Below are 24,345 nucleotides of genomic sequence, written 5' to 3' on the forward strand. Positions count from 1 at the left end.
AAATGGTCAACGGCAGACCCCAATTCATTCCCCCACCATATGTGGACCCGTCACGCACACCCAGACGCAACCACATCCACGGCCCCCTCCCGAGCTCGGCATGAAGCGCGTGCCCGCGCAACACAACTGGCCCGGAGTGGGGTCTCCCTCCCGTATGGCCTGGGCGCAGCCAATCATATTTGGCACGTGGTGTCCGAACCCTCGATAGCCGTCCGGTCCGCCTACGCGAATCAGCAACAAGCGGGAGCGATACGGACCGAAACCCAAGCCGGACACCACGTGCCAGATATGATTCCCTTGGGCAGGCCATACGGGAGGGAGGCGCCACGACCAAACAACTAAAACAACCAGCAACACCCAGCAAAAGGCTCCCTCTTGGCGGCCTGCCCTCGCGGCGAGCGAACAATCTTTTAGGCGCGGCTTAAAAAGAACACCTGCCGCCAATGAGCCGGGTGTCGGCGATGCCGACGGCGCCAGGTCACCCAGCGCCGCTCGCCGGGCACGTGGCTGGGACCCCGCTGCTGAAACGATCACGGGCGGCGAAGGCCTGGCCATCCTGCCCTGGTTGTGCAATCGTTTGCGAAACACGAGACCGGCCACTCTGCTTGACTGAGCGGAGGCTCAGCGCAAACGATTGGGCTCGGTGCCCCCGGGAGGAGACGACTTCATGGCCTTGGAAGCAGACGTGCTGCTCGTCAACGGCAGGATCACCACGTTGGCCGACGGCGGCACGCCGCCTGAGGTGGGCGCGCTGGCTGTCCGTGGCGGGCGGGTGGTGTTCGCGGGCGACGAGCGGGACGCCGATGGCCACGTCACGGCCAACACGACCGTGGTCGACCTGGGCGGGCGGCGGGTCATCCCGGGTCTGATCGACTCGCACATCCACTTCGTTCGGGCCGGGCTGACCTGGAACGACGAGGTGCGCTGGGAGGGCATCCCGGACCTGGGTACCGGCCTGGCCCGGATCGAGGAGGCCGCCCGCCAGGTACCCGCTGGTGACTGGATCCGGGTGATCGGTGGGTGGCATCCTGGCCAGCTTGCCGAGGGGCGCGGTCCGACCGTGGCCGAGCTGGACAAGGTCGCGCCGAACCATCCGGTGTTCCTGCAGTGCACGTACGACTGGGGCATGCTCAACACGCGCGCGGCCGAACGCGTCGACCTGCGCCGCGCGGTCGCCGACGGGGTGGACCCGGCGAGTGTGGACGTGCCGGCCCACCTTGTCCGCGGGATGGCGGCGCTGCGGTGGCTTTACTGGCAGCTTCCGGTGCCGACGCTGGAGCAGCAGGTCCACTCCACCGCCGCGGCTTCGGCCGAGCTGAGCCGGCTGGGCCTGACCGGGGTGATCGACGGCGGCGGATCCAACGCCGGCCCGGACATCTACCGGGCCGTGTACGAGACGTGGCGGCGTGGGCAGCTCACTGTCCGAACGCGACTGTTGGTGCACTCGTCCAAACCCGGGGCCGAACGGGAGGAGCTAGCCGGGCTGCTGCGGTATCTGCCGGCCGGGTTGGGGGACGACCTGCTGCGGGTGCTCGGCATGGGCGAGGTCGTGCACTACGGCGTGCACGACGGCTTTGTCCGCGACCCACAGCCGTCCGCGGACACGGTCGCCGAGCTGACCGAGATCTTCCAGGCGTGCCTGCGGGAACGATGGCCGCTGCAGATCCACACCATTCGGCCGGACACCATCGAGCTGGTGCTCGGGCTGTGGGAGGGCCTCGATCACGAGCTGATCAGGCGGCTGCGGTGGAGCCTGGTGCACGGCGAGGGACTCGACAGCGCGCAAGTGGCCCGGCTGGCGCGGCTCGGCGCGGGAGTGCTCGCCCCGGCCATGCTGCGGTTCGAGGGCGAGGGCGAGGATCTCGCCACGGACTGGGCCACCGAGCGCGCCGGGTTCACGCCGCCGTTGCGCGGCCTGCTCGACGCCGGGGTGCGGCTCGGCGGCGGCACGGACGCGATGCGCGTGGCCTCGTACCACCCGTTCGCCGCGTTGCACTACTACGTCACCGGACGGACCGTGTCCGGTCGGCAGGTGCTGGACGAGACCAACCTGCTCACCCGCACCGAGGCATTGCGGTCGTACACCCACGACGCGGCCTGGTTCAGTTTCGAGGAGCACAGCCGGGGCCGGTTGCGGCCCGGCATGCTCGCCGACCTGGCCGTGCTGGACCGTGACTATTTCACCGTTTCGACGGCGGAAATCCCGTCGGTGCGATCCGAGCTCACCCTGGTCAGCGGCCGTCCCACCTGGACATCGCCGGCTTTCCAGGGCGCGTTGCCCGGTTAATTGCAAACGATGGTGATTGCAATCCGGCATCGGCGGTCATTACGGGGCTACCACACCCTTGATGTCCTGCTGGGATGGCTCTAGCCTCCCACAACTAACGTTTGCAGTACCCCTTCCTCACCGAGGCGGAAGCAGAATGAGACAGCGACGTTTCGTACGGCTGACAGCGATGGCGGCCTTGCTTGGCCTGGCCAGCACGGCGTGCGGCGGCGGGTCGACCGGATCCGGCGGGTCGGCCGCGGGCGGCGACGGGCACGGGACGCTGAAGGTCGGCGTCGCGTTCGCGTTGGACAGCTGGGAGACCCTGGACAAGCCCAACACCACGTACCTCGAAGGTGTCTTCGAGGGCCTGGTGGCACTGGAGGCCGACGGGATCAAGGTCGCGCCGCGGCTGGCCACCGAGTGGACCCAGACCCCGACCGAGCTCAAGTTCACCCTCCGGCCCGGCGTGGTCTTCCACGACGGCACCCCGTTCGACGCCGAAGCGGTGAAGGTGAACCTGGAACGCGTCCGGGACACCCCGAGCGGCCTGCAGCCGCTGATGGAACCGGTGTCCTCGGTGGACGTGGTCGACCCGACGCACGTGACGCTCAAGCTCAAGCACCAGGCGCCGACGCTGGTCCAGCAGCTGGCCCGGCGCGGCGGGCTGATGCTCAGCGCGAAGTCCATCAAGGACGGCACGTACAAGACCCGGCCGGCGGGCACCGGCCCGTACATGTTCAACGAACAGAAGTCGGTGAAGGGCGCGAAGGTCGTCTACGACCTCTTCCCGCGCTACTGGGACAACGCCGCAGTTGGCCCGCATTCGCTTGTGCTGCAGTACATCGGCGACGACGACTCGATGGTGAACGCGCTGACCACGGGTCAGGTGGACGTGGCCACCGTCGCCGCGGCGGCGCAGAAACGGGTGGAGAGCGCCGGTTTCAAGACGTTGTGGTACCCCGCGTTGCGCTACCACTTCCTGTTCTTCGACCAGGCGAAGACGTTCGCGGACACCAAGGTGCGGCAGGCGGTGTGCTACGCGCTTGACCCGAAGGCCATCGTCGCGGCCCAGTACGAGAACCTCGGCGAGACGTACACCCAGCGGTTCAGTGAGGGCCAGCCCGGCTACAACCCGGACGTCAAGGGCTACCAGCACGACGTGGCCAAGGCCAAGGAGCTGCTCGCCCAGGCCGGGAACCCGAACATCGCCATCAACTTCCCGATCTTCACCAGCCAGGCGAACCTCGGCGAACTGGTCCGCAGCCAGCTCGGCGCCGCGGGGATCCAGGTGACGGTGGAACGGATGTCCACGGCGCAGTACTTCACCACCTACGACTCGGGGAAGTACCCGGCGGCGTACAACACCAGCACCGAAGAGGACACCGGACCGCTGGACTACTACCGCTACCACCTCGCCCCGAACGCGCCGGACAACAAGTACAAGGTGGCGCACCCGGACCTGGACAGCGTGGCGCAGCAGAGCCTGACCGAGACGGATCCGGCCAAGCAGAACGAGCTCTGGCAGAAGATGACCAAGATCATCCACGATGACGCGCTGGACTGCGGCTACATGAGCCTCACCATCGTGTTCGCCTGGAACACCAAGAAGGTCACGAACGTGGTGCCGACCCGGTTCCAGCCCTCGGTGTTCCGCTACGCCGAAGCCAAGGCCAATGGCTAGGTGCGCGCCGGCGCAGTCCACGACAGGGTGGTGGCGGCGATGCGGCGACTGATCGCGCTCCGGGTGCTGTCCACGATTCCGTTGCTGGCGTTGGTCGCCGGGTTCGTCTTCCTGTTGGTGCACCTGACCCCGATCGATCCGGTGCGCCAGCTGCTCGGGCCCGGCTCCACAGAGGACCAGCGGGCCGCGCTCGCCGCGCAGCTCGGCTATGACAGGCCGTTGCTGGCGCAGTTCGGCTCCTGGCTCGGTTCCGCGGTGCGCGGCGACTTCGGCCAGTCGCTGTTCACCCAGGACAACGTCCTTCAGTCTATTGTGGACCGACTGCCGATGACGATGTCGTTGGTGGTCGGCGGCTTGTTCGTGGCCGTGGTGATCGGGATCCCGGCCGGGATCGTCAGCGCGGTGCGGCCCGGTTCGGTCGGGGACCGGGCGGTGTCGCTGCTGATCGCGATCGGCCTGGCCATCCCGAGCTTCTGGTTGGCCATGTTGCTCGCGTTGGTGTTCGCGGTGCTGTTGCCGTTGCTGCCTGCGTTGGGCTACACCCCGATCGACGAGGATCCGGTCGCGTGGTTCCGCGGGATGGTGCTGCCGTGTCTGGCTCTCGGTCTGCCAGCGTCCGCGACGATCGCCAGACAGCTGCGTGGCGCGTTGGCCGGCGCGTTGCGGGCGCCGTACACACAGGCGTTGCGGGCCAGGGGAACGCCTCGCAACCGGATCATCTACCGGTACGGCCTGCGTAACTCGATGGTTCCGGTGCTCACCACGATCGGTTGGGAGCTGGCCGTGATGATGGCGGTCAGCTTCGTGGTGGAGCGGGTGTTCGGCTTCCCCGGCACCGGGACACTGCTGATCGACGCGGTGGTACGCAACGACATGCCGGTGGTGCAGGGCGGCGTGATGTTCTTCGCGGGTGCGGTGGTGCTGGTGAACCTGTTGGTGGACATCGGATACGGGATTCTTGACCCGAAGGCGAGGCCGCAGTGACCAAACCCGCGGCGACGAAACCCGCGACTGGCAGGCTCAAGGGGCTGCTCCGGCCCGCTCCCCTGCTCGCGTTGGGCTACCTCGGCCTGTTGGTGGTGCTGGCCGTCGGCGCGGACGTGATCGCGCCGTACGACCCCAATGCCGTGGACGTGCCGAACAAGTTGGCCGGGCCGGGCGGGACGCACTGGCTCGGCACCGACGAACTCGGCCGCGACCAGCTGTCCCGGATCATCTACGGCACCAGGGTGGCGCTCATCGCGTCCTTCCAGGCGGTGGTGCCGGCGCTGATCGTGGGGGTCGCGCTCGGCCTGACCGTGGCGTACCTCGGCGGCTGGTGGGACCGGGTGGCCATGCGGCTGGCCGACGTGATGGGCTCGATTCCCGCGCTGCTGTTCGCCTTCGGCGTGATCGCCGTGCTCGGCCGCGGGCTCACCAACGCGATGATCGCCGCGTCGATCGTGTTCGCCATCAACTTCATGCGCCTGACCAGGGCGTTGGTGCTGGTCGAACGAGAACGGCTGTACGTGGACGCCGCGCGGGTGCTCGGCTTGTCGACGCCGCGGATCATGTTCGGCCAGATCCTGCCGAACATCGCCGGCCCGATCGTGGTGCAGTTCTCCATCATGCTGGGCGTCGGCCAGCTGTTCGAGGCGATGCTGAGCTTCCTCGGCCTCGGCGCGGGCGCGGACCAGACCAGCTGGGGTGAGATGCTGGACCTGTCCCGCACGTATTCCAGTACGCAGCCGCTGCTGCCGGTGTTCCCCGGCATCGCCATCACGCTGACCGTGTTGGCGTTCAACGTGATCGGCGACGCGCTGCGCGACTCGGTGAGCAGCCAGTCGGCCGAGCGGATCACCTGGACCACGGCGAAGTCACGCAAGCCGAAGGTCGCCGTGCCCACGAAAGAAACGAGAGCAGTGCTCTCGGTTTCCGGACTGACCGTGCAGGTGCCCGGACCGGGCGGCAATGTGTCCGTTGTGGACGATGTGGCGCTGGAGATCGCGAAGGGCGAGGTGTACGGCCTGGTCGGCGAGTCCGGGTGCGGGAAGTCGATGACCGCGCTGGCGTTGATGGGCCTGGTGCCGCCGCCCGCCCGGCTCACCGCGGGCTCGGTGCGGCTGGGCGGCCGGGAACTGGCCGGGCTGGACGAGCGGGCGCTGTCCGGCATCCGGGGCAACGAGATCTCGCTGATCTTCCAGGACCCGATCGCCTCGCTGTCCCCGGTGCACACGATCGGCCGGCAGATCGGCGAGCCACTGCGGGCCCACCGCGGCATGTCCCGGCGGGACGCGCTGGACCGCGCGGGTGAACTGCTGAACCTGGTCGGCGTGCCGGACGCGCGGCGCCGGCTCGGCGACTACCCGTTCCAGTTCTCCGGCGGCATGGCGCAACGGGTCGCCATCGCCGCGGCGTTGGCGTGCGAGCCGAAGCTGCTGATCGCCGACGAGCCGACCACCGCGTTGGACGTGTCCGTCCAGCGGCAGGTGCTCGATCTGCTGTTGGACCTGCGTGACCGGTTCTCGATGTCGATCCTGCTGATCACCCACGACCTCGGGGTGATCGCGGACGTGTGCGACCGGGTGTCGGTGATGTACGCCGGGCAGATCGTGGAGACCGCGGACGTCGACACGCTCTTCCAGGCTCCACGGCATCCGTACACGGCGGCACTGCTCGACGCCATGCCGACCGTGCGGGACGCCGGCGAGACGCTCCCGACGATCCCCGGAACCGTTCCCCCGCCATGGGAATGGCCGACCGGGTGTCGGTTCAACCCACGGTGTGAGTACGCGGTGGACAGTTGCCGGGAGGCGATCATTCCGCTGGTCGAAGGCAGTCGGTGCAAGCGTAGCGGCGAACTGACGCTGGGAGGTGCGCGTGTCTGAACCACTGTTGAAAGTGGACGGCCTGCGGGTCAGCTTCCAGCGCGGCCGGGCCGGGATATCGTTGCGGCCACAGCGGTTCGACGCGGTCCGCGGAGTGTCGTTCGACATCCCGGCAGGCCGGACGTTCGGCCTGGTCGGCGAGTCCGGGTCGGGCAAGAGCACAGTCGGCCGGGCGGTGCTGCGGCTGCTGCGGCCCACCGGCGGCACGATCGTGTTCGACGGCAAGGAAGTGACCGCGTTCGGCCGGCGAACCCCGCGCTGGTATCGCCGGGCGGTGCAGGTCGTGTTCCAGGATCCGTTGTCCTCCTTGAATCCCAACCAGGTCGTGGCCACCACCCTGACCCAGGCGCTGGCCCAGAACGAAGCCCTCCCCCATGCCGAACGGCCGGCGGCGCTGCGGGAACTGCTGGACCAGGTCGGGCTGGCCGCGCATCACGCGCGCAGCCTGCCCCGCGAACTGTCCGGCGGGCAACGCCAGCGGGTGGCCATCGCGCGGGCGCTCGCGGTGCGGCCCCGGCTGATCATCTGCGACGAGCCGGTCAGCGCGCTGGACGTCTCCACCCAGGCCCAGGTCATCAACCTGCTCGTCCAGTTGCAGCGGGACCTCGGGCTGAGCTACCTGTTCGTGGCGCACGACCTGGCCGTGGTCCGGCACATGAGCCACGAGATCGGCGTGATGTACCGCGGCGAGCTCGTGGAGACGGGCCCCGGCGAACAGGTCTATTCCGCGCCGACCCACCCCTACACCCGGATGTTGCTGGATTCGGTGCCGCTGCCGGATCCGGCCTTGCAGCGGCGGAGGCGCGCGGAGCGCCGGACCGATCTGGAGGAGTTCTCTTGGCAGCCCACAGCATCCTGATCCGACATGGCCACGTGCTGACCATGGACGACCGGCTCGGCGACCTGCCGGCCGGCGACGTCCTGGTGAGCGGCGGCAAGATCGTTCGAGTGGCCGAGCGGATCGACGACCCGGCCGACGAGGTGATCGACGCGGACGGCATGTTCGTCCTCCCGGGACTCGTGGACACCCACATCCACCTGTGGCAGACGGTCCTGCGGGGGCTGGCCGCCGACTTGTGGAAGGGCGAGTACTTCACGCACGTCCTGCCGTACCGCGATCGCTTCCGGCCGGAGGACATGTACGCCGGTGGTTACGTCGGCGGCCTTGAGCTGCTGAGCAACGGAACCACGACCGCGCTGGACTTCTGTCACGCGATCAGCTCACCGGACCACGTGGACGCGGCACTGGACGGTCTGCGCGCCTCTGGGCTGCGCGGCGTGTTCGGCTACAGCGTGAAGGAGACCCCACCGGGCGTGTTCCGTTCGCAGGACGAACGTTTCCGTGACCTCGAACGGGTCCTGGCCGGGCTCGACGGCCGGCTGTCGCTGATGGTGGCGTTGTCCGACCTGGAGACCGTGGACATCGAGACCTGCGTGCGGGAAACGTCGTTCGCGCGTGACCTGGGCCTCCGGATGACCATCCACTCCAACTTCGAACATCAGGTCACCGCGATGGACCAGGCCGGCCTGCTAGGCCCGGATCTCCTGCCGGTGCACGGAAACCTGATGAACGACAACGAGTTGGACCTCCTCGCCGGGCACGGCACGCCGATATCGTTCACACCGTCGGTGGAGGTCTACGGCGCGCCGTGCACGGTGTTGGGTCGGGCACTGCGCCGGGACATCCCGATCACCTGGGGCTGTGACATCCCGACGATGGTCAACGGCGACCTGTTCGCCCAACTCCGGCTGATCGTGCACGTCCAGGGATTCCTGGACGCCCAACGGGAACGCCTGAACGGCCGGACACCATCACGGGACCAGGGCCTTCCCCTGCTCACGCCACGCAAAGCGCTGTACGGAGCCACTTTGGGCGGAGCCACGGCGCTCGGTCTGGGTGACCGGACCGGCAGTCTCACGCCGGGCAAGGAGGCCGACATCGTGCTGCTGCGCTCCGGCCCGTTCGGCACCTCGTTGTGCGACCCGGCCGCGCACATCGTCTTCCAGTCCGGCACTCAGGACGTCGACACAGTGCTGGTGGCGGGCGAGGTCCGCAAACGCGCCGGTGAACTCCTGAGGGTGGACTCCGCTCAGGTGTCCCAGCTGGTCACAGCGAGCCGGGCGCACGTCATGGCCAAGCCCCTTGGCTAGCCTGGGGCAATGGATCTCCCACCGTCGATCATGGCCATGGCCGATCTGGTCACCCCGATGTCCATCCGGGTGGCAGCGACACTGAGTCTCGTGGAGCGCGCGGGGGACGCGGGCGCGACGGCGGAGCAACTCGCCGCCGAGACCGAGACCTCCGCGCCCGCTCTGCGCTGCATGCTTGACCACCTGGTCGCGGTCGGCGTCTTCGACCTGGACACGGCGTCCAGCCGCTACCGGCCCACGGACCTCGGCGCCCAGATGCGCGAGGACGCCCCGGCCGGGATCAAACCCCTGCTTGACATCAACCGCGCTGGTGGGCGTGCCGAACTCGCCTTCGTCGACCTGCTGGGCACGATCACCACCGGCGCGCCCGCCTACCCGCACCGGTACGGCCGCGACTTCTGGGCGGACCTGGACGCCCATCCGGAGCTGCGGCGCTCGTTCGACGCCCAGATGAACTGGCGATTCCAGGTGCAGGCGCCGCAGATCGCGGAACGCTTCGACTGGAGCCGTTACGCCCACATCGTCGACGTCGGCGGGGGCGACGGGTTGGTGCTCGCCACGATCCTGCACGCCCACCCCAACGTTCGCGGCCAGGTCGTCGACCTGGCGCCGACCGCCACCGCCGCGACCGAACGGTTCGCGGCAGCCGGGCTCTCCGATCGGGCAAGTGCCGTCGCAGGCAGCTTCTTCGACCCCCTGCCCTCGGGAGCCGACGCCTACGTCCTGTCCGACATCCTGCACGACTGGGACGACGACCACGCCCGCAAGATCCTCACCGAGTGCCGCCGCGCCGCCGCACCGAGCGGCCGGGTGATCGTGATCGAGTCGGTGCGCGGGCAGGGCGCCAGCACCGCGATCGACCTGTTCATGCTGATGTGCTTCGCCGGCCGGGAACGCACAGTCGACGAGCTGGCCGACCTGGCCGCCGACAGTGGACTCAAGCTCCTCGACTGGGGTCCGATAGCGGACGGTCGGACCGTACTGGAGTTCGAAGTCGCGCCCACAATGTGACCGGAGAGCTCAATTGAAGGCGTCCGGCAGCATGAATGACAACGTGGCGCCGGGGTACCGACTGGTGGCGGACCGAACCACAGGCCATATGGTGCCCGAGACCGTGCCGGTGGAGCGTTCCCAGTTCTACAGCGCGGACGGCCAGAAAGAGACTGACCTCCACTAGCCGGGTACGACAATCAAAGACCCAGCAGAAATTCAGCATTTCCGTGGGTGATCAGGCTGCGCTCCCGTTCGTCCAGGCCCGGGATCGCGGCCACTGTGGACAGTGGGTCCAGGTCGCCCATCTCGAACGGATAGTCGGTGCCGAGCAACAACTGTTCGGCACCGACCAGGTCGATCAGCAGCCGGGTCGACTCGATCGAGTGGAGAACCGTGTCGTAGTGCAACCGGGTGGCCAGGTCGCGCGGCGCGGACGTCAGTTCGGCGCCCCAGTCGGTTCCGTAGGCGTGGAAGCCACGGTCCAGGCGGCCGATCTGGTACGGCAGGAACCCGCCGCCGTGCGCCAGGCAGATCCGCAGACCCGGGTGCCGGTCGAGCACTCCGCCGAACATCAGGCGGGCCGCCGCCACCGTGGTGTCCGACGGGTTGCCGACGAAGTTGCCCAGGAAGTAAGGAAAGCGGGTGCGGGCGGCCGCGTTCGGGTGGATGAACACCAGGCAGCCGAGCTCGGCCGCGGCCGCCCAGAACGGCTCCAGCTCCTTGTCGTCGAGCTGTCCGCGGCCGGTGTCCGTGCCGATCTCCGCGCCCACCATGCCGAGTTCGGCGACCGCGTACGCGAGTTCCTTGGCCGCGGCCGGACCGGACTGCAGTGGCACGGTCGCGAGCGCGCTCAGCCGGTCGGGCGCCTGGGCCACTGTGCCGGCCATGTGCTCGTTGAACAACCGGCAGTACGCACTGCCGGCCGCCTCGTCCAGCCAGTACCCGGTCAGGTCGATGAACGGCGAAAGGACCTGGCGCGTCACCCCGGTGCGGTCCATGGCCGCCAGTCGCGCCGGCAGGTCCGACAACGACGGCTCCAGCGGCGCGGTCACCGTCTCGGCGAACTGGACCCGCGTGGTCTCGCCGGCCCGTAGCACCTCGACCCCCAGCCGCCGACCGCCCGCCGCCAGCGCGGACACCAGGCCATCCGGCACACAGTGGGCGTGAATATCGATTGCCACCGAACCTCCTCGTTCAGGCAAGAACTCGGAGCATAGTATCTCAACAAACGATTGCAGCCCGGTCAGGCTCAGTGTCCCCAGAACGGGCCGGAGAGCCCCACTCCGGACAGGTATTCGGCGGCCTCGGCCGGCTCACGGCGGACGTACCCACGGTCCAGGCGGCCGTCGTACCAGTGCTGGGCCAGTCGCCACAGGGTGGCCAGGTCCATCACGTACCCGCGCGGATCGCCTGTCGTGGCAAGCCACCTGTCCACACATTCGGGACCGCAGAAGATTCTCTGGTTCCCGCAGGTGCGCACGACGTCGTCCCACATCCGGGCCGCGGGGACCAGGAAGTGGGCGACCTGGTCGCCCTCAGGTGGTTCCTGGTCGCCGACGTTCCAGGCGTGCGCGCGGGAACAGGCGGGACACCGCGTCGAGACGAGGACCTCGGTGGACAGGAGGTTGGGCAGGGCGAACGCGTCCCACGCGCAGCCTCCCCACCACAGGGTCCGCGCGCCCATCACCGCGAATCCCAGTGGGATGGCGGAGAACGGGTGCGCCATCAGGATTCGGCCGTCCGCGCCGAGCGCCAGATGCCGGGTGTCGGCCAGCCGCCGAAGGCCAAGCTGGACGGTTTCGGGTGATTGTCCGAAACGTTCGGTCAGGTCCTCGGTGGTGGGTGGGCGGCCGGTGTCGGCGAACGCGCGGTAGACCGCCAGGCGAAGGTCCTCAAGATCCATGGACCCATCATGGTCATCCGAGCTAGGGTTTCAATCCGGACGTTCTACTTCCGGATCATGGAGTTTCGCAATGCCGCACGACGTGAGCCCCACCGCGCGGGCGTTGCTGACCCTGGAACTCCTCCAGGCCAGCCCAGGGATCACCGCGGACCGGCTGGCCGACCGGCTCGGTGTCACCGAACGAGCCGCGCGGCGGTACATCGGGATCCTCCGCGAGGCCGGCATTCCGGTCGAGTCCGCCCGGGGGCCCTACGGCGGATACCGGGTCGGCCGTGGCCTGCGGCTGCCTCCGCTGACGTTCGGCGCCGCCGAGGCGCTCGGCCTAGTCATGGCCGTACTCGACGGCCACCACGACGCGAGCGATCCCAGCACGCTGGTCGGCAGCGCGTTGGGCAAGATCGTGCAGGCCCTGCCGGAGCCGGTGGCCGCCCAGGCCGAAGCCGTCCGCCGGACCGCCGCGCCGATTCCCGACCGCGCGGCCGCCCGGCCCGACCCCGACACCACGACCACGCTCGTCCAGGCGTGCGGCGACCATCGGCGGGTGCGGCTCGGCTACCGCTCCGAGGCCGGGTCGGCATGGGAAAGCGACGTCGACCCGTGGGCGGTCGTCATCCGGCACGGCCGGTGGTACCTGCTGTGCCGCACCCACCCCGCGGACACCCGACGGGCCTACCGGATCGACCGGGTCCAGGCCGTGCGGATGCTCGACGACGCCTTCGTCCCGCCGGCCGGCCTCGACCCGATCGCCATGCTCGAAGAGCACCTCGCCGCCGGGTGGGAGTACGAGGCCGAGGTCGTGATCGACGCGCCCGTCGACACCGCGTACCGCTGTCTGCCCCGCACCGTCGGCCGGCTCGAACCGCTCGACGCCGACACCACGCGCCTGACCGGCACCACCAGCAACCCAAAGTGGTACGCCGAGCAACTCGTCCGGCTGCCGGCGTCCTACCGGATCGTGCGGTGCCCCGAACTGCGACAGGCCGCGCGGATGCTCGGGCAGCGACTGATCGACGCGGCCGGGCCGGCATGACGCTCGTCATCCGCCGCGTCGTGACAACCGCGTGGCACGCGAGCCGCTGGGTGGCTGTCGCGGATGTCCGGACATCCCACCTACGGTCGGACAGGTGACTTCGACAGCGATACGCCGCGCCACGGTCGCCGGCCTGCTCACCGTGGGAATGACGCTGGCGGGCACCGGAACCGCCACCGCGGGCACGTACACCAAGCAGTTCACCGGCGAGGGATCCAGCAGCTTCGGCTTCGCGTGGATGTACGCGCGGTGGGACGCCCGCAGCCAGGCGGTCGCGGACGGCTTCAGCGACCCCGACCACCAGTGCGTCGAGACGTGGTCGTTTGGTGACATCTACTGGGCCAAAGTGGTCTGGACGTGCACCCGGCCGGTCTGAGGTCGTTTCGTCCCGGACCGGGCCCCGCCAGGACGATTCGTCCAATGGCGATCCGCGCAACGCCCACCCTACGGTGACCGGAACCAAGCCGGGGGTTTGCGCGGAGGTGCCGAGTGAGCGACAGGGTCACCGAGGTCGAACAGCACGGAATCGCGCCGATCCCGCCCGAGGAACAGACTTCGCGCCCGCGTGACCTGTTCCGGCTGGCGTTCGGCGGCGCCAACACGTTCGCCACCATCATCCTCGGCACCCTCCCGATCGCGTTCGGCCTGAGCTTCTGGGCCGCGGTGGCCGCGACCGTCACCGGCGTGGTCGTCGGCGCGCTCGTCCTCGCCCCGATGGCGTTGTTCGCGCCACTGACGCGCACGAACAACGCCGTGTCGTCGGGCGCGCATTTCGGTGTGGTCGGCCGCTGTGTCGGCTCGTTCCTGTCGCTGCTGACCGCGATCACGTTCTTCGCCATCTCGGTCTGGGTCAGCGGGGACGCCGTGGCCGGTGCGGCACAACGACTGTTCGGCTTCGACGGCGGCCCGGCGCTGCGAGCGGTCGCGTACGGGCTGATCGCGATCGCCACGCTCGTGGTGTGCATCTACGGCTACCGGTTCATGCTGCTGGTGAACCGGGTCGCGGTGGTCCTGGGCACGGCGATCATGCTGCTCGGGATCTTGGCGTACGGCGGCACGTTCAACTCGGCGTTCGCCGGCACGGGGACGTACGCGCTCGGCTCGTTCTGGCCGACGTGGATCCTCGCCGCGCTGACGGTGTTGGCGAACCCGATCTCGTTCGGCGCGTTCCTCGGCGACTGGGCCCGGTACATCCCCGCCCGGCACAGCCGCCGTTCGCTGCTGGCGGCGCCGTTCCTCGCGCAGGTGGCCACTCTGCTGCCGTTCGGTTTCGGCATCGCGACCGCCACCCTGGTCGCCGACCCGGCGGACTACATCACCGGCCTGACCGCGATCTCCCCGCTCTGGTACGCGATCCCGCTCATCGCGGTGGCCCTGATCGGCGGCCTGTCCACCGGGACGACGTCGCTGTACGGCACCGGCCTCGACTTCAGCTCGATCTTCCCCCGGCTGTCCCGCGTCCAGGCCACCCTGCTGATCGGCACCCTCAGCGTGGTGTTCATCTTCGTCGGCAACTTCGTGCTCGACATGGTCTCCAGCATCAACGCCTTCGCCACCCTGATCGTGCTGTGCACGTCACCGTGGATGGTGATCATGATGATCGGCTTCGTGCAACGCCGCGGCTACTACGACGTCGCCGACCTCCAGGTCTTCAACGAAGGCCGGAAAGGCGGCCGTTACTGGTTCACCCACGGCGTGAACTGGCGCGCCATGGCGGCCTGGATCCCGGCGACCGTCCTCGGCCTGCTGTGCGCGAACACCCCGATGATCACCGGCCCACTGCACGACATAGCCGGCGGTGTGGACCTCAGCCTGGTGGTCACGCTGCTGACCGCCGCGGTCGCGTACCCGTTGCTCACCAAGCTCTTCCCCGAACCTCGCGAGGTCTTCCGCGCCGACGCGGCCGCGATCATGAGCTGATGGCCGCCTGGAGGGCGGTGACGAACCGTTCGGGCCGGAAGTGTTCGGGGTCGGTCAGCACGAGTCGCGCGGCCATCTCGAAGAGGGTCACCGCGGTGTGCGCGACGATCTCGGTGTCGAGCGGGGTGTCGGGGAGGCGACGGGTGATCTCCTCGGCCTGCTGGAGCACCAGGGCGCGGGCGGACTCGCGGGCGGCGTGGAACTGGGGTGGCATGTCTGCCATCGGCATCACGATGCAGTACCAGCGGTCCGGCGCGTCCTGGACGACCCGCAGGAAGTCGGCGAGCAGGCCGGCCAGGAACTCGGGTGCGGGGGCCACCTGGTCGGGCAGGATCGCGAGCAGTTGCCGCAGTGCGGCGTCGTGTTCGCGGCGCAGCAGCTCGGCGAGCAGCTCGTCCCGACGGCGGAACTGGCTGTAGATCACGGGTTTGGTGACGCCGGCCTGCTCGGCCACGGCGTCCATGGTCGCCCCGTTGTGGCCTTGGGTCACGACCAGGTGCAGCGCCGCGTCGAGCAGTTGGGCACGGCGCTGTTCGGCGGGTACACGGGCCGCGTACGCACGACGTTTCCGCTTCGGTCCGGCCGCCGTCGCCACCGCTGCTCCCTGGGTCTGGACAAAACTACTGTACCGTAGGATATTACTACTCGGCAGTAGCATTTGTCGGACGGAGGACGACGTGGCCATTCGACCCGAACAGCGGTCGCGGGCCGGCCAGGCGACACCGAGCCGGCCACGGGAGTGGCAGGACTACGGGTTCTTCGGCCCGGACTCGCCGACGTGGAAAGTGTGGGCCAGCCCGACCGCGTTGCTGGGCTTCCAGCGGTCCGTCGTCCTTGAACACTTCGACCCGTTCCTGACCGCCGCGGTCGCCGACATGCAAGGCATCTACCGCGACCCGCTCGGCAGGTTGGACCGTACCCTCGCGTACTTCCTCACCGTGGCCGTCGCCGACGCGCGCACCGCGGTGGAGACCGCCGAGATCCTCATGCGGGTGCACGCCAAGGCCACCGGTATCGAACCGATCACCGGCACCCGCTACAGCGCCAACAATCCCGCCTCGCAGCTGTGGATCCACGTCACCGGCTGGCATTCCGTACTCAAGTGCTATGAGATGTTCGGTCCCGGGCCGCTGACCGCGGCACAGGAGTCGCGGTACTGGGCCGAATGCGTCACCGCCGCCGAACTGCAGACCTGCAAGCCCGCTGACGTGCCGCGGTCCCGCGAGGAGGTCCGCCAGTACTTCGCCGACGTCCGGCCCAGGCTGTGCAGCTCGGACCGGGCCCACCGGGCCATGCACTACCTGTTGCGAACGCCCAGTGCGAAAGGCAACCGCAGGATCAGCGCGATCAGCAGGCTGATGGCGCCCGCGACCATCGCCACACTCCCGAAATGGATGCGTACGGTCGGCGGATTCGACCAGCCCGCTACGATCGACGGCATGGTCGTCCCGGCCGGCCGCGCCGCTTTCCGTGTTCTCAATGCGCGCGACGGCCGTACGTTCCTGACGTTGCTGCGTGACGCCACCCCCGCCACGTACCGAATCGCGAGGCAACATCTGCGTCGCACTCCCCCGCCATATCCGCAAACCGTGACCCCCTCGGCCGCCAAACAGCTCTACGGCCGCTGAAACGCCCTTTGCGTATTTGTGCAATCGCGGCTATGGCCTTGCCCACCGGAGTCCTTACAGGTTGAGTGGCGCCTACGGACTCAAGGGGGGATACCTGTGAGTGCTGGGATGCCGCGCGGCGCGGCGGTTCCGTCGTTGGTCAAGTGGGGCTTGTCGGCGGACGCCGACCTGGCCTACCGCGACCTGGTCGCGTTCGGGCCGCGCACGACCGGTGAGCTGGCCCGTGACCTGGCGATCTCGGGCCGCCGGGCGCAGGCGGCGATCGAGGAGCTGGCCGCCGCCGGTGCCGCCAGCCCGGAGCCGAACGCACCGGACCGCAGGCGGCGGCTGCCGTCCTGGCGTCCGGCCGCCGCGGCCGAGCTGGTCCCGGAGCTGCGCAGACGGAAGGCCGGCGTGGTCGACCTGGGCGGGTACGCCCGCCGGCACCGCCGCCTGCTGGACACGTTGGCTCCCGCGGGTGGCCTGCGGGCGAACCATCTTGCCGACCGCGCCACCACCCGGCGCCGGATCGCGGAGATCAGCGCGGTGGAACGCTGGGAGCACCTGACGGTCAGTACCGAACGGACGTTCACACCGGAAGCGGTCGCGGCCGCCCTGCCGTTGGACCGCCAGCTCGTCGCCCGGGGCGTCCAGTTACGGGCCTGCGGGGTCCCGTCGGGGAACGGCGAGGGCATGCCCCCGGAGCTGTCGTACGCGATCGTGGGCACGGAGTACCGCGAATGCCCTGAGGTGCCCGCCAAACTGATGGTGATCGACCGGCGCGTCGCGTTGCCCCCGGTCGACCCGCTCGACCTTGACGCGGGCACGTACGAGATCGACGACCCGGACGCGGTCGGCGCGTTGGTGAACCTGTTCGAACACCTGTGGTCCACCGGGATCGAGCCACGAAGGAGCGGTGTGCCAACGATCGAGCTGAGCCCACGGGAGAAGGTCATCCTCGGCCTGCTCGCCGACGGGCACACGGACAGCTCCGCGGCCAAACACCTCGGCATCAGCCAGCGGACGATCGCCTACACGCTCCGCGCGCTGATGGACCGCGTCGGCGTGGACAACCGTTTCCAGCTCGGGCTCACGCTCGGCGCGACCCGGGCCGTCCCGCCGCCGACCGGAAGCCCCGAAGGGTGAGCGGGGTGGAGTTCCGGCTGTTGGGGCCGATCCAGGTGCTCGACGGGCCACGGGAGGTGCCGGTGCCCGCCGGCCGGGTCCAGACGGTGTTGGCCGTGCTTCTGTTGCGGGCCAACCAAGTGACCACCGCCCGGGAACTGGCCGAGTACCTGGGCGAGGGTTCGGCGCGGGCGCTGCGGCCGTCGGCCGTGCCGATCTACGTGAGCCGGCTGCGGCACGCGCTCGGCCCGGACGGCGCCCGGTTGGTGCGGACCACGTCGACCGGGTACGTGATCGACCTCGATCCGGACCAGCTGGACCTGACCCGGTTCCGGCGGCTGGTGCGGGCCGCGACGGCCACCGACCAGCCGGCCGAACGAGTCGTGTCGCTGACCGAGGCGATGACGTTGTGGCGCGGCCGTCCGCTGGTCGACTGCGGCCCCGAGTCGTTGGTCAACGCGGAACTGCCTGTGCTGATTGAAGAACGGCTGCACGTGTTGGAACTGGTGAACGAAGCCAGACTGCGGCTCGGCCGGCACACCGAAGCCATCGCCGACCTCACCCGCCTCAGCCACGAACACCCGTTGCGCGAACGGTTCTGGGAACAGCTGATTCTCGCGCTGCACGGCAGTGGCCGGCGGGCCGAGGCGCTGGCGGCGTACCGGACGGTGTCCCGGAAACTGGCCGACGAACTCGGCATCGACCCCGGCGCCCGGCTGCGGAACCTGCACCAGTCGATCCTGACCGCCAACACGGCCACCCGGATCTGGCGTCCACAGTGTCAACTGCCACCGGCGATCGGCGACTTCATCGGCCGGACCGACGAACTGGACCGAACCCGCGCCCTGCTCACCTCGTCCGACACCGTCCCGATCGTGGCGATCTGCGGCGCACCTGGTCTCGGCAAGACGGCCACGGCCATCCGGGTCGCCCACGCCCTGCGCCCGTCATTCCCAGATGGACAGTGGTACACCCGGCTGACCGACCGCGACCCCACCGACATCCTGGCCGACCTGCTCACCACCGCCGGCACCGAACCCGCGGCGATCCCCACCGGCCTCGACCAACGAGCCGCGGCCCTCCGAGCCGCCCTGGCCGACAAACGAGTGCTGCTGCTGTTCGACGACGCCTACAGCGCCGACCAGATCCGCCCCCTGCTGCCCGGCACAGCCGGCAACGCCGTCCTGGTCACCAGCACCGCCGACCTGACCTCACTGACCGCCTCCCACAGCGGCCACACAGTGCACCTGAACCCGTTGCACCCAGCCGAAGCCCGTGCCCTGGTCATCGGAATGCTCAACGCCCAGCAAGCCGAAGCCGAACCCCGCGTGGTCGCCGAACTCCTCTGCCACTGCGGCCGAAACCCCCGAAACCTACGCAAAGCCGCCGCGAACCTGGCCACCGGGACGGCCCTCCGCGCAGTCGGTTGACTACGGATTCCTTAGCTGTCACCGGACTCGTAGTGGTTGATCAGCTGATTGACCGCTTGCGATCAGACTGCCCAACAAGTTCAGCGCCTCCGCCGCGGGGCCCGGCTCAGGTCGGGGTTCGGGGCCGCCGGAGCGGATCGGCGCGGTGGCCGCGCCAGGTCAAAGAGGTGGGCGCGTTCCGCGGGACCGAGCCGCAACGCTCGACTCAACGCCTCCAGCACCTCGTCCGACGGCCGCGCGGCACGGCCTTGTTCCAGTCGCACGTAGTAGTCGATGCTGAGGCCCACCAGCTCACCAGCGCGTCCGTACTCATCGCGGTAGGCGCCCTGCTCCTGACCACATTGAGCAGTGCCGGGTCGTGGCTCGACCTCGCAGTTCCGCTGCTGCCGTTCGGCGCCGGTGTGGGTCTGGCTTTCGGTGTGATGGACAACGCGGCAGTCAGCACAGTGCCCATTCAGAAAGCGGGCACGGCCGCGGGAATCTTCAACACAATGCGCATCACTGGCGAATCTGTCGCGGTCGCCGGCGCCGCGGCGTTACTCACGACGATTACCGCTGCCGGAATATCCGGCGACACCGCCGTCGCCGGGCAGGCAATTCAGGGGCATGTCGCCGCGGTTCACCGCGAAGCGTTGGCGGCCGGATTCACGCACGCCTTTCACGTTCTGGGTCTCGTTCTGGCCGTCCTGTCGGCCGCCGGTGCCGTCCTCACCTACCTCGGACTGGGTGTCACCAGGCGAGTCGATCACCCGGTCGAGTGATCTACTCAGCGTTACCGCCGGTCACAGCGGACCGGCCACGGATGGCCGGGTGGCTGACCTAGCAGTGCGAACGGCCGGAACACCATGATCGGCCCCGGCACTCGCCCGAATGAATCGGAGAAGGAAATGAGAAAGATTTCGGCATTGCTGGGTGGCCTTCTGGTGACAACGGGAGTCTTTCTGGCGACGTCGCCCGCGGCGCACGCAGCGTCGTGCGACGGCACGTACACGATCATTGTCGGCGGCACCGGCGACAATGATTCCAACGCGCCGTACTGGGGTGGCAACATCAGCCAACGCGTCGGATACCCGGCCCAGCCCATTGGTTACAACGCGCGGCAGGGCGTCAACGAAGTGAACCGGTTGATTCGAGATCAGCGCAACGCGTGTCCGGGCCAACATGTCAAAGCGATCGGGTTCTCCCTCGGCGCCGCCGTGGTGCACACCTGGGTCACCGAGAACTGGCAGACCATCGACAACACCAACGCGGTGCTGATCGCGGACCCGAAGCGGGCCGCCGGCCCGGGTAACGCGGGCGCCGCGGGACATCCGGCGGTGGCGCCGTGGATCGGCTTCCCCCTCGCCTACACCGACAACTTCTTCGGCAACCTGCCCACCCTGACGCTGTGCACGGACGACATCATCTGCGACATCGACGCGTCCTCCGGGCTGCCCGGATACCTGTGGGAAGGAAAGCACGGCAACTACAACTTCAACGTCGACGTCTACTCCGACGACGCCGGCGGCCAGTGGTACAACGGCGTGTACTACCCCTGATATCGGCCAACTGAAGCGGGGGTGCCGGCAGGCACCCCCGCTTCGGCGTCAGAAGCGTTCCTGAGCGACGCCGGGCAGGAAGTGCCGGCGTAGGCGGGTTCCGTGACCCGGTCGCGACCAACGGCTGCTCTACTTGTCGCGGCTGGGGACGATTTCTGGGGAGGAACTCGCCATGCGCTTACGCATTGGTCTCGCCCTGGCAGCCGCGGTGCTGATGGTCGGCGGGACGGCGACGGCCGCGTCCGCCGACGACTGGTCCGGCGGCTGTGACTGGACGCAGTGGGGGCAGAGTGCCGCGCACAACGGGCGGACCTGCGCCCGCGGGCAGCACGACCTGCGGCTGCTGTCCAGGTTCGTGGTCGATCCGTTCGCCGACCAGGAGAACACCGAGAACGGCGGCATCTCCGTGCACTATCCAGTGCCGCTGGTCGACACTGCCGGGAACGTGTTCGCGCTGAAGAAGGGCGGCTCGTACGTCAGTTGCGACCCGCCGGGGTCCGGGACGCCCGAGCCGTGCGGGATGGATCCGGCGAACCTGAACCGGATGACGTGGTCGTTGCAGGCGTACCACTGGCGCCACGACCAGCTCGTCCCCACCTGGACGTTCACGTCCGACTGGAAGCCCACGCAGATGTTCTTCGAGGCGATGGTCCAGTCCGCGATGACCGACGACTCGGTGTACGTGCCGGGCGCCGGCGGGACGGTCTTCCAACTCGCCAAGGACAGCGGCCGGGTGATCCGGCGGATCAACCCGCTCGGCGACACCGTCGATCCGCAGGCGTTCGTCGCGGGCGGGCTCACCTTGGACGCGCACGGCACCCTGTTCTACAACGTGATCAGGAAAGAGGGCACGGACACGCACAGTTGGCTGGTCCGCGTCACGCGGAACCGCACCAGCATGGTCGACTACCGCACGCTCATTCCCAGCGCGCCCCAGCCGACCGACCTGTGCTACCAGACGTTCCAGGTCGTCGCGGCGCAACGCCCGCTGCCGCCGCCACCGCAACCCGACGGCTCGCCAACGCTGCCGCCGCAGCGCCCGTGCGGGTCGCAGCGGGCCGGGGTCGGGGTGGCTCCGGCGATCGGCCCGGACGGCACGATCGTCACCGTCACCAGGGCGAGCGGCAACGCCCTGGACGGCTACGGCTACCTGGTCGCGTTGAACCCCGACCTGAGCCTCAAGTGGGCCTCGTCGCTTCGCGGCCTGCTCAACGACGGTTGCGGCGTGCTCACCCCGTACGGCAACGGTTTCTTCGACTGCCGGCCCGGCACCGCGCTCGGCGTCGACCCGCTCACGAACATGCCGCCGGCCGCTGGCGTGTCCGACCAGAGCTCCGCGTCACCGGTGATCCTGCCCGACGGCACTGTCCTGTATGGGGCACACACCTTTTACAACGGCTTCCGCGGGCACCTGATGAAGTTCGACGGCAAGGGGCGGTTCCAGACGTACTTCGACTTCGGCTGGGACATCACGCCGGCCGTGTACCGCCACGACGGCACATACTCGATCGTCATCAAGGACAACCACTACCGCACCGAAGGGCCGTTCGACCTCACAAGGCTCAGCCCGAACCTGACCAAGGAATGGTCGTACACCAACACCGAGACCAGGACCTGCCAGCGGGCCCCGGACGGCACGGTCACCTGTGTCGACGACGGCCAGCACCCCAACGGATTCGAGTGGTGCGTCAGCGCGCCAGCGGTCGACCGCGACGGAAACGTGTACGGCCTGGCCGAGGACGGCAACCTCTACGTCGTCGACCCCCAGGGCCACGCCCGCGAGAAAGTGTTCCTGTCCAAGACAGTCGCGGCCGCGTATTCACCCGTGTCGTTGGACACCCGCGGCCGGGTCTACGCCCAGAACAACGGCGAGCTTTACGTGCTTGGCCGCTGACCTGCGGTGGGAGCGTAACCCCGCCCCGTATAGACGGGCATGAGGCACTCCCGAATCCTGCAAAGGGCCCTAGTGGCCGGAGCCTGCCTGGTCGCGCTCGCCGCGTGCGGCCAGGCCGCTCCCGCCGCCCCATCGGCGTCGTCGGCGGACCAGACGACCGGCATGCCCGGCATGACCGGCGCCCCGCCGGCCAGTACCGGCGACACCGCTCCGGTCGCCACCGACGAAGTGTCCATCAAGGACTTCGCGTTCGCACCAGGGACCGTGACGGTCAAGGTCGGCACGACGGTCACCTGGAAGAACTCCGACCAGGACCCGCACACCGTGACCAGCATGGGGTCGGGCGGTCCGCTGAAGTCGCCGACGATGCAGACCAACGACACCTACAAGTACACGTTCACGACACCCGGCAAGTTCGACTACCTGTGCACGATCCACCCGTTCATGACCGCGTCGGTGGTGGTGACCCCATGACCGACGACCACGACCCCGAGGGCATGACCCGCAGGCAGTTGATGCGGCACACCGCGTGGTTCGGCGCGGCGGTGGTGCTGACCGTGGCCGGTGGCGAGGTGATCAGCGAGATCGCCCGTCCCGGCCAGGCAAGCGCCGTGCAGGACGCGCGGGCGTTACGGTTCGTGCAGATCAGCGACAGCCACCTCGGCTTCAAGGGGACGGCCAACACCGCGGTGGAGGACTCGTTCGCGCACGCCATCCAGCAGGTCAACGCCCTGCCGTACCGGCCGGAGTTCGTGATGCACACCGGCGACCTGACCCATCTGTCCACAGCGGCCCAGTTCGACCAGGTGAAGCAGATGATGTCCGGGCTGCGCACCGGCCAGGTGTTCACCGTCCCTGGTGAGCACGACTCAGTGGACGACCACGGCCAGAAGTACCGGCAGGCGTTCGGCGCCGGCACCAAGGGTGACGGTTGGTACAGCTTTGACGTCGCCGGCGTGCACTTCATCAACCTGGTCAACACGTTGAGCCTGGAGAAACTCGGCCACCTCGGCACCGACCAGCTGGAGTTCGTCCGCAAGGACGTCGCCGGGCTGCCGTCGGACACCCCGATCGTGGTGTTCAGCCACATCCCGCTGTTCGCCATGTACGAGGCGTGGGGCTGGGGTACCGACGACGCCGTGCAGGCGTTGAGCTACCTGAAGCGGTTCGCGTCCGTCACGTGCCTCAACGGCCATGTGCACCAACTGTTCACCAAGACCGAGGGGAACGTGACGTTCCACAGCGCGACGACCACGGCGTATCCGTTGCCGCAACCAGGTCAGGGCCCGGCGCCCACCCCGGTGACGTTGCCCGCCGGGAAACTGCGGGACGCGTTGGGGATCCGGGAGGTCAGTTACCGAAAGGGCGATCCGGGGCTCGCGGTGAAGGACGTGAAGCTCGCATGAAACTGTTGCTACGGTTCGCCGCCGCGATCTGTCTGGCCGTGAGCGGCTACATCCACGCGGATCTCTACGCGCACGGCTATCGGGTGATTCCTGTTGTCGGGCCGTCGTTTCTGTGGCTGGCGGCGGCTTCGTTCGCGGTCGCGATCCTGGTCGCCGCGGGCGCACCACTGCTGATGCAGGTGGTCGCGGGCGCGTTGGCGGTCGGTGCGCTCGGTGGTTTCCTGTTGTCCAGGACGGTCGGCATTTTCGGGTTCATCGAACAGGGCTGGCAACCCGCGCCGGAGGCCGCGATCAGTGTCGCGGTCGAGATCGCGGTGGTGATCCTGGTCGGCGTACCCGTTCTCCAATGGATCCGGCAGTGGCTCGCGAATCGCGGATCGGTTCGCAGTTCGGCGAAGATTTCGGCTGATTGAGTGAACCGGCTCGCCTGACTGGAAACCGCGGTGTCGCAACGGCATTCTTGCCATCACGGCGAGGAGGCGAGCGCGGTGGACTGTCCGAGATGCGGTTCGGCCAATCTGGATCGTGCCG

The 24,345-nt window shown here is 68.7% G+C and carries 23 protein-coding genes; 19 read left to right on the plus strand and 4 right to left on the minus strand.

What is annotated here, in order from left to right; genetic code table 11:
* Positions 1–667 precede the first annotated feature (667 nt).
* The 7 genes from EV192_RS41425 to EV192_RS41455 all read left to right on the plus strand — a co-directional run bounded on the left by EV192_RS41425 (position 668) and on the right by EV192_RS41455 (position 9,979).
* On the plus strand, positions 668–2,287 hold the full coding sequence (locus EV192_RS41425) for an amidohydrolase (RefSeq protein ID WP_132124220.1): 1,620 nt from the start codon (positions 668–670) through the stop codon (positions 2,285–2,287).
* Positions 2,288–2,423: 136 nt separating this feature from the next.
* Entirely contained in the window at positions 2,424–3,950 is a 1,527-nt protein-coding gene (locus tag EV192_RS41430) for an ABC transporter substrate-binding protein (RefSeq protein ID WP_165960898.1), read from the plus strand.
* A 39-nt stretch (positions 3,951–3,989) separates the two neighbouring features.
* Positions 3,990–4,934: an ABC transporter permease gene (locus tag EV192_RS41435; RefSeq protein WP_132124222.1), complete on the plus strand. Its 945-nt coding sequence runs from the start codon at positions 3,990–3,992 to the stop codon at positions 4,932–4,934.
* Complete coding sequence (locus EV192_RS56390) at positions 4,931–6,817, plus strand: dipeptide/oligopeptide/nickel ABC transporter permease/ATP-binding protein (protein ID WP_132124223.1); 1,887 nt, start codon at positions 4,931–4,933, stop codon at positions 6,815–6,817. Before EV192_RS41435 ends, EV192_RS56390 begins: the two co-directional genes overlap by 4 nt.
* Positions 6,810–7,676 (plus strand): ATP-binding cassette domain-containing protein, encoded by an 867-nt coding sequence (locus EV192_RS41445; protein ID WP_132124224.1) that lies wholly within the window; start codon positions 6,810–6,812, stop codon positions 7,674–7,676. The genes EV192_RS56390 and EV192_RS41445 overlap by 8 nt, the downstream gene beginning before the upstream one ends.
* A complete protein-coding gene (locus tag EV192_RS41450) occupies positions 7,655–8,968 on the plus strand; it encodes an amidohydrolase family protein (protein ID WP_132124225.1) in 1,314 nt (437 codons plus the stop codon). The genes EV192_RS41445 and EV192_RS41450 overlap by 22 nt, the downstream gene beginning before the upstream one ends.
* A gap of 9 nt (positions 8,969–8,977) precedes the next feature.
* A complete protein-coding gene (locus tag EV192_RS41455) occupies positions 8,978–9,979 on the plus strand; it encodes a methyltransferase (RefSeq protein ID WP_132124226.1) in 1,002 nt (333 codons plus the stop codon).
* Positions 9,980–10,158: 179 nt separating this feature from the next.
* Here the strand turns inward: EV192_RS41455 and EV192_RS41460 are convergent, their stop codons facing one another.
* Both EV192_RS41460 and merB read right to left on the minus strand, forming a co-directional pair.
* Positions 10,159–11,142, minus strand: a complete 984-nt coding sequence (locus tag EV192_RS41460) for an amidohydrolase family protein (RefSeq protein WP_165960899.1) — start codon at positions 11,140–11,142, stop codon at positions 10,159–10,161.
* Between the two features lie 68 nt (positions 11,143–11,210).
* Positions 11,211–11,864, minus strand: coding sequence for an organomercurial lyase (merB, locus tag EV192_RS41465; RefSeq protein WP_132124228.1), 654 nt, complete (start codon positions 11,862–11,864; stop codon positions 11,211–11,213).
* A gap of 70 nt (positions 11,865–11,934) precedes the next feature.
* Between merB and EV192_RS41470 the strand changes: the two genes are divergently transcribed.
* The 3 genes from EV192_RS41470 to EV192_RS41480 all read left to right on the plus strand — a co-directional run bounded on the left by EV192_RS41470 (position 11,935) and on the right by EV192_RS41480 (position 14,814).
* Complete coding sequence (locus EV192_RS41470) at positions 11,935–12,894, plus strand: helix-turn-helix transcriptional regulator (protein WP_132124229.1); 960 nt, start codon at positions 11,935–11,937, stop codon at positions 12,892–12,894.
* A 94-nt stretch (positions 12,895–12,988) separates the two neighbouring features.
* Positions 12,989–13,270 carry a hypothetical protein gene (locus EV192_RS41475; RefSeq protein WP_132124230.1) on the plus strand — a complete coding sequence of 94 codons (282 nt, stop codon included), beginning with the start codon at positions 12,989–12,991 and terminating at the stop codon, positions 13,268–13,270.
* Between the two features lie 113 nt (positions 13,271–13,383).
* A complete protein-coding gene (locus EV192_RS41480) occupies positions 13,384–14,814 on the plus strand; it encodes a purine-cytosine permease family protein (protein WP_132124231.1) in 1,431 nt (476 codons plus the stop codon).
* Here EV192_RS41480 and EV192_RS41485 read toward each other — a convergent pair.
* The gene (locus tag EV192_RS41485) at positions 14,804–15,409 is read right to left on the minus strand and encodes a TetR/AcrR family transcriptional regulator (protein ID WP_243727401.1); all 606 of its coding nucleotides are present in this window, start codon (positions 15,407–15,409) and stop codon (positions 14,804–14,806) included. The two genes, EV192_RS41480 and EV192_RS41485, sit on opposite strands and share 11 nt — an antisense overlap.
* An 82-nt stretch (positions 15,410–15,491) precedes the next feature.
* On the opposite strand from EV192_RS41485, the gene EV192_RS41490 reads away from it, so the two are divergent.
* From EV192_RS41490 to EV192_RS41500, 3 genes are all read left to right on the plus strand, one after another.
* Positions 15,492–16,442, plus strand: a complete 951-nt coding sequence (locus EV192_RS41490) for an oxygenase MpaB family protein (RefSeq protein ID WP_165960896.1) — start codon at positions 15,492–15,494, stop codon at positions 16,440–16,442.
* A 96-nt stretch (positions 16,443–16,538) separates the two neighbouring features.
* Positions 16,539–17,567, plus strand: a complete 1,029-nt coding sequence (locus EV192_RS41495) for a helix-turn-helix transcriptional regulator (protein WP_132124234.1) — start codon at positions 16,539–16,541, stop codon at positions 17,565–17,567.
* 5 nt (positions 17,568–17,572) lie between these two features.
* Positions 17,573–18,976, plus strand: a complete 1,404-nt coding sequence (locus tag EV192_RS41500) for an AfsR/SARP family transcriptional regulator (protein ID WP_165960900.1) — start codon at positions 17,573–17,575, stop codon at positions 18,974–18,976.
* An 80-nt stretch (positions 18,977–19,056) separates the two neighbouring features.
* On the opposite strand, the gene EV192_RS56395 is transcribed toward EV192_RS41500, so the two are convergent.
* Entirely contained in the window at positions 19,057–19,263 is a 207-nt protein-coding gene (locus tag EV192_RS56395) for a helix-turn-helix domain-containing protein (protein ID WP_424923423.1), read from the minus strand.
* Positions 19,264–19,395: 132 nt separating this feature from the next.
* Between EV192_RS56395 and EV192_RS57545 the strand changes: the two genes are divergently transcribed.
* The 6 genes from EV192_RS57545 to EV192_RS41530 all read left to right on the plus strand — a co-directional run bounded on the left by EV192_RS57545 (position 19,396) and on the right by EV192_RS41530 (position 24,227).
* Positions 19,396–19,737, plus strand: coding sequence for an MFS transporter (locus EV192_RS57545; RefSeq protein WP_424923424.1), 342 nt, complete (start codon positions 19,396–19,398; stop codon positions 19,735–19,737).
* 126 nt (positions 19,738–19,863) lie between these two features.
* Complete coding sequence (locus EV192_RS41510; protein ID WP_132124553.1) at positions 19,864–20,514, plus strand: cutinase family protein; 651 nt, start codon at positions 19,864–19,866, stop codon at positions 20,512–20,514.
* 172 nt (positions 20,515–20,686) lie between these two features.
* Complete coding sequence (locus EV192_RS41515) at positions 20,687–22,408, plus strand: hypothetical protein (protein WP_132124236.1); 1,722 nt, start codon at positions 20,687–20,689, stop codon at positions 22,406–22,408.
* A gap of 39 nt (positions 22,409–22,447) precedes the next feature.
* On the plus strand, positions 22,448–22,882 hold the full coding sequence (locus EV192_RS41520; protein ID WP_132124237.1) for a plastocyanin/azurin family copper-binding protein: 435 nt from the start codon (positions 22,448–22,450) through the stop codon (positions 22,880–22,882).
* A complete protein-coding gene (locus tag EV192_RS41525; protein WP_132124238.1) occupies positions 22,879–23,814 on the plus strand; it encodes a metallophosphoesterase family protein in 936 nt (311 codons plus the stop codon). Before EV192_RS41520 ends, EV192_RS41525 begins: the two co-directional genes overlap by 4 nt.
* A complete protein-coding gene (locus EV192_RS41530) occupies positions 23,811–24,227 on the plus strand; it encodes a hypothetical protein (protein ID WP_132124239.1) in 417 nt (138 codons plus the stop codon). Before EV192_RS41525 ends, EV192_RS41530 begins: the two co-directional genes overlap by 4 nt.
* Positions 24,228–24,345 lie beyond the last annotated feature (118 nt).

The sequence above is a fragment of the Actinocrispum wychmicini genome (assembly GCF_004345645.1).
GTDB lineage: Bacteria > Actinomycetota > Actinomycetes > Mycobacteriales > Pseudonocardiaceae > Kibdelosporangium > Kibdelosporangium wychmicini.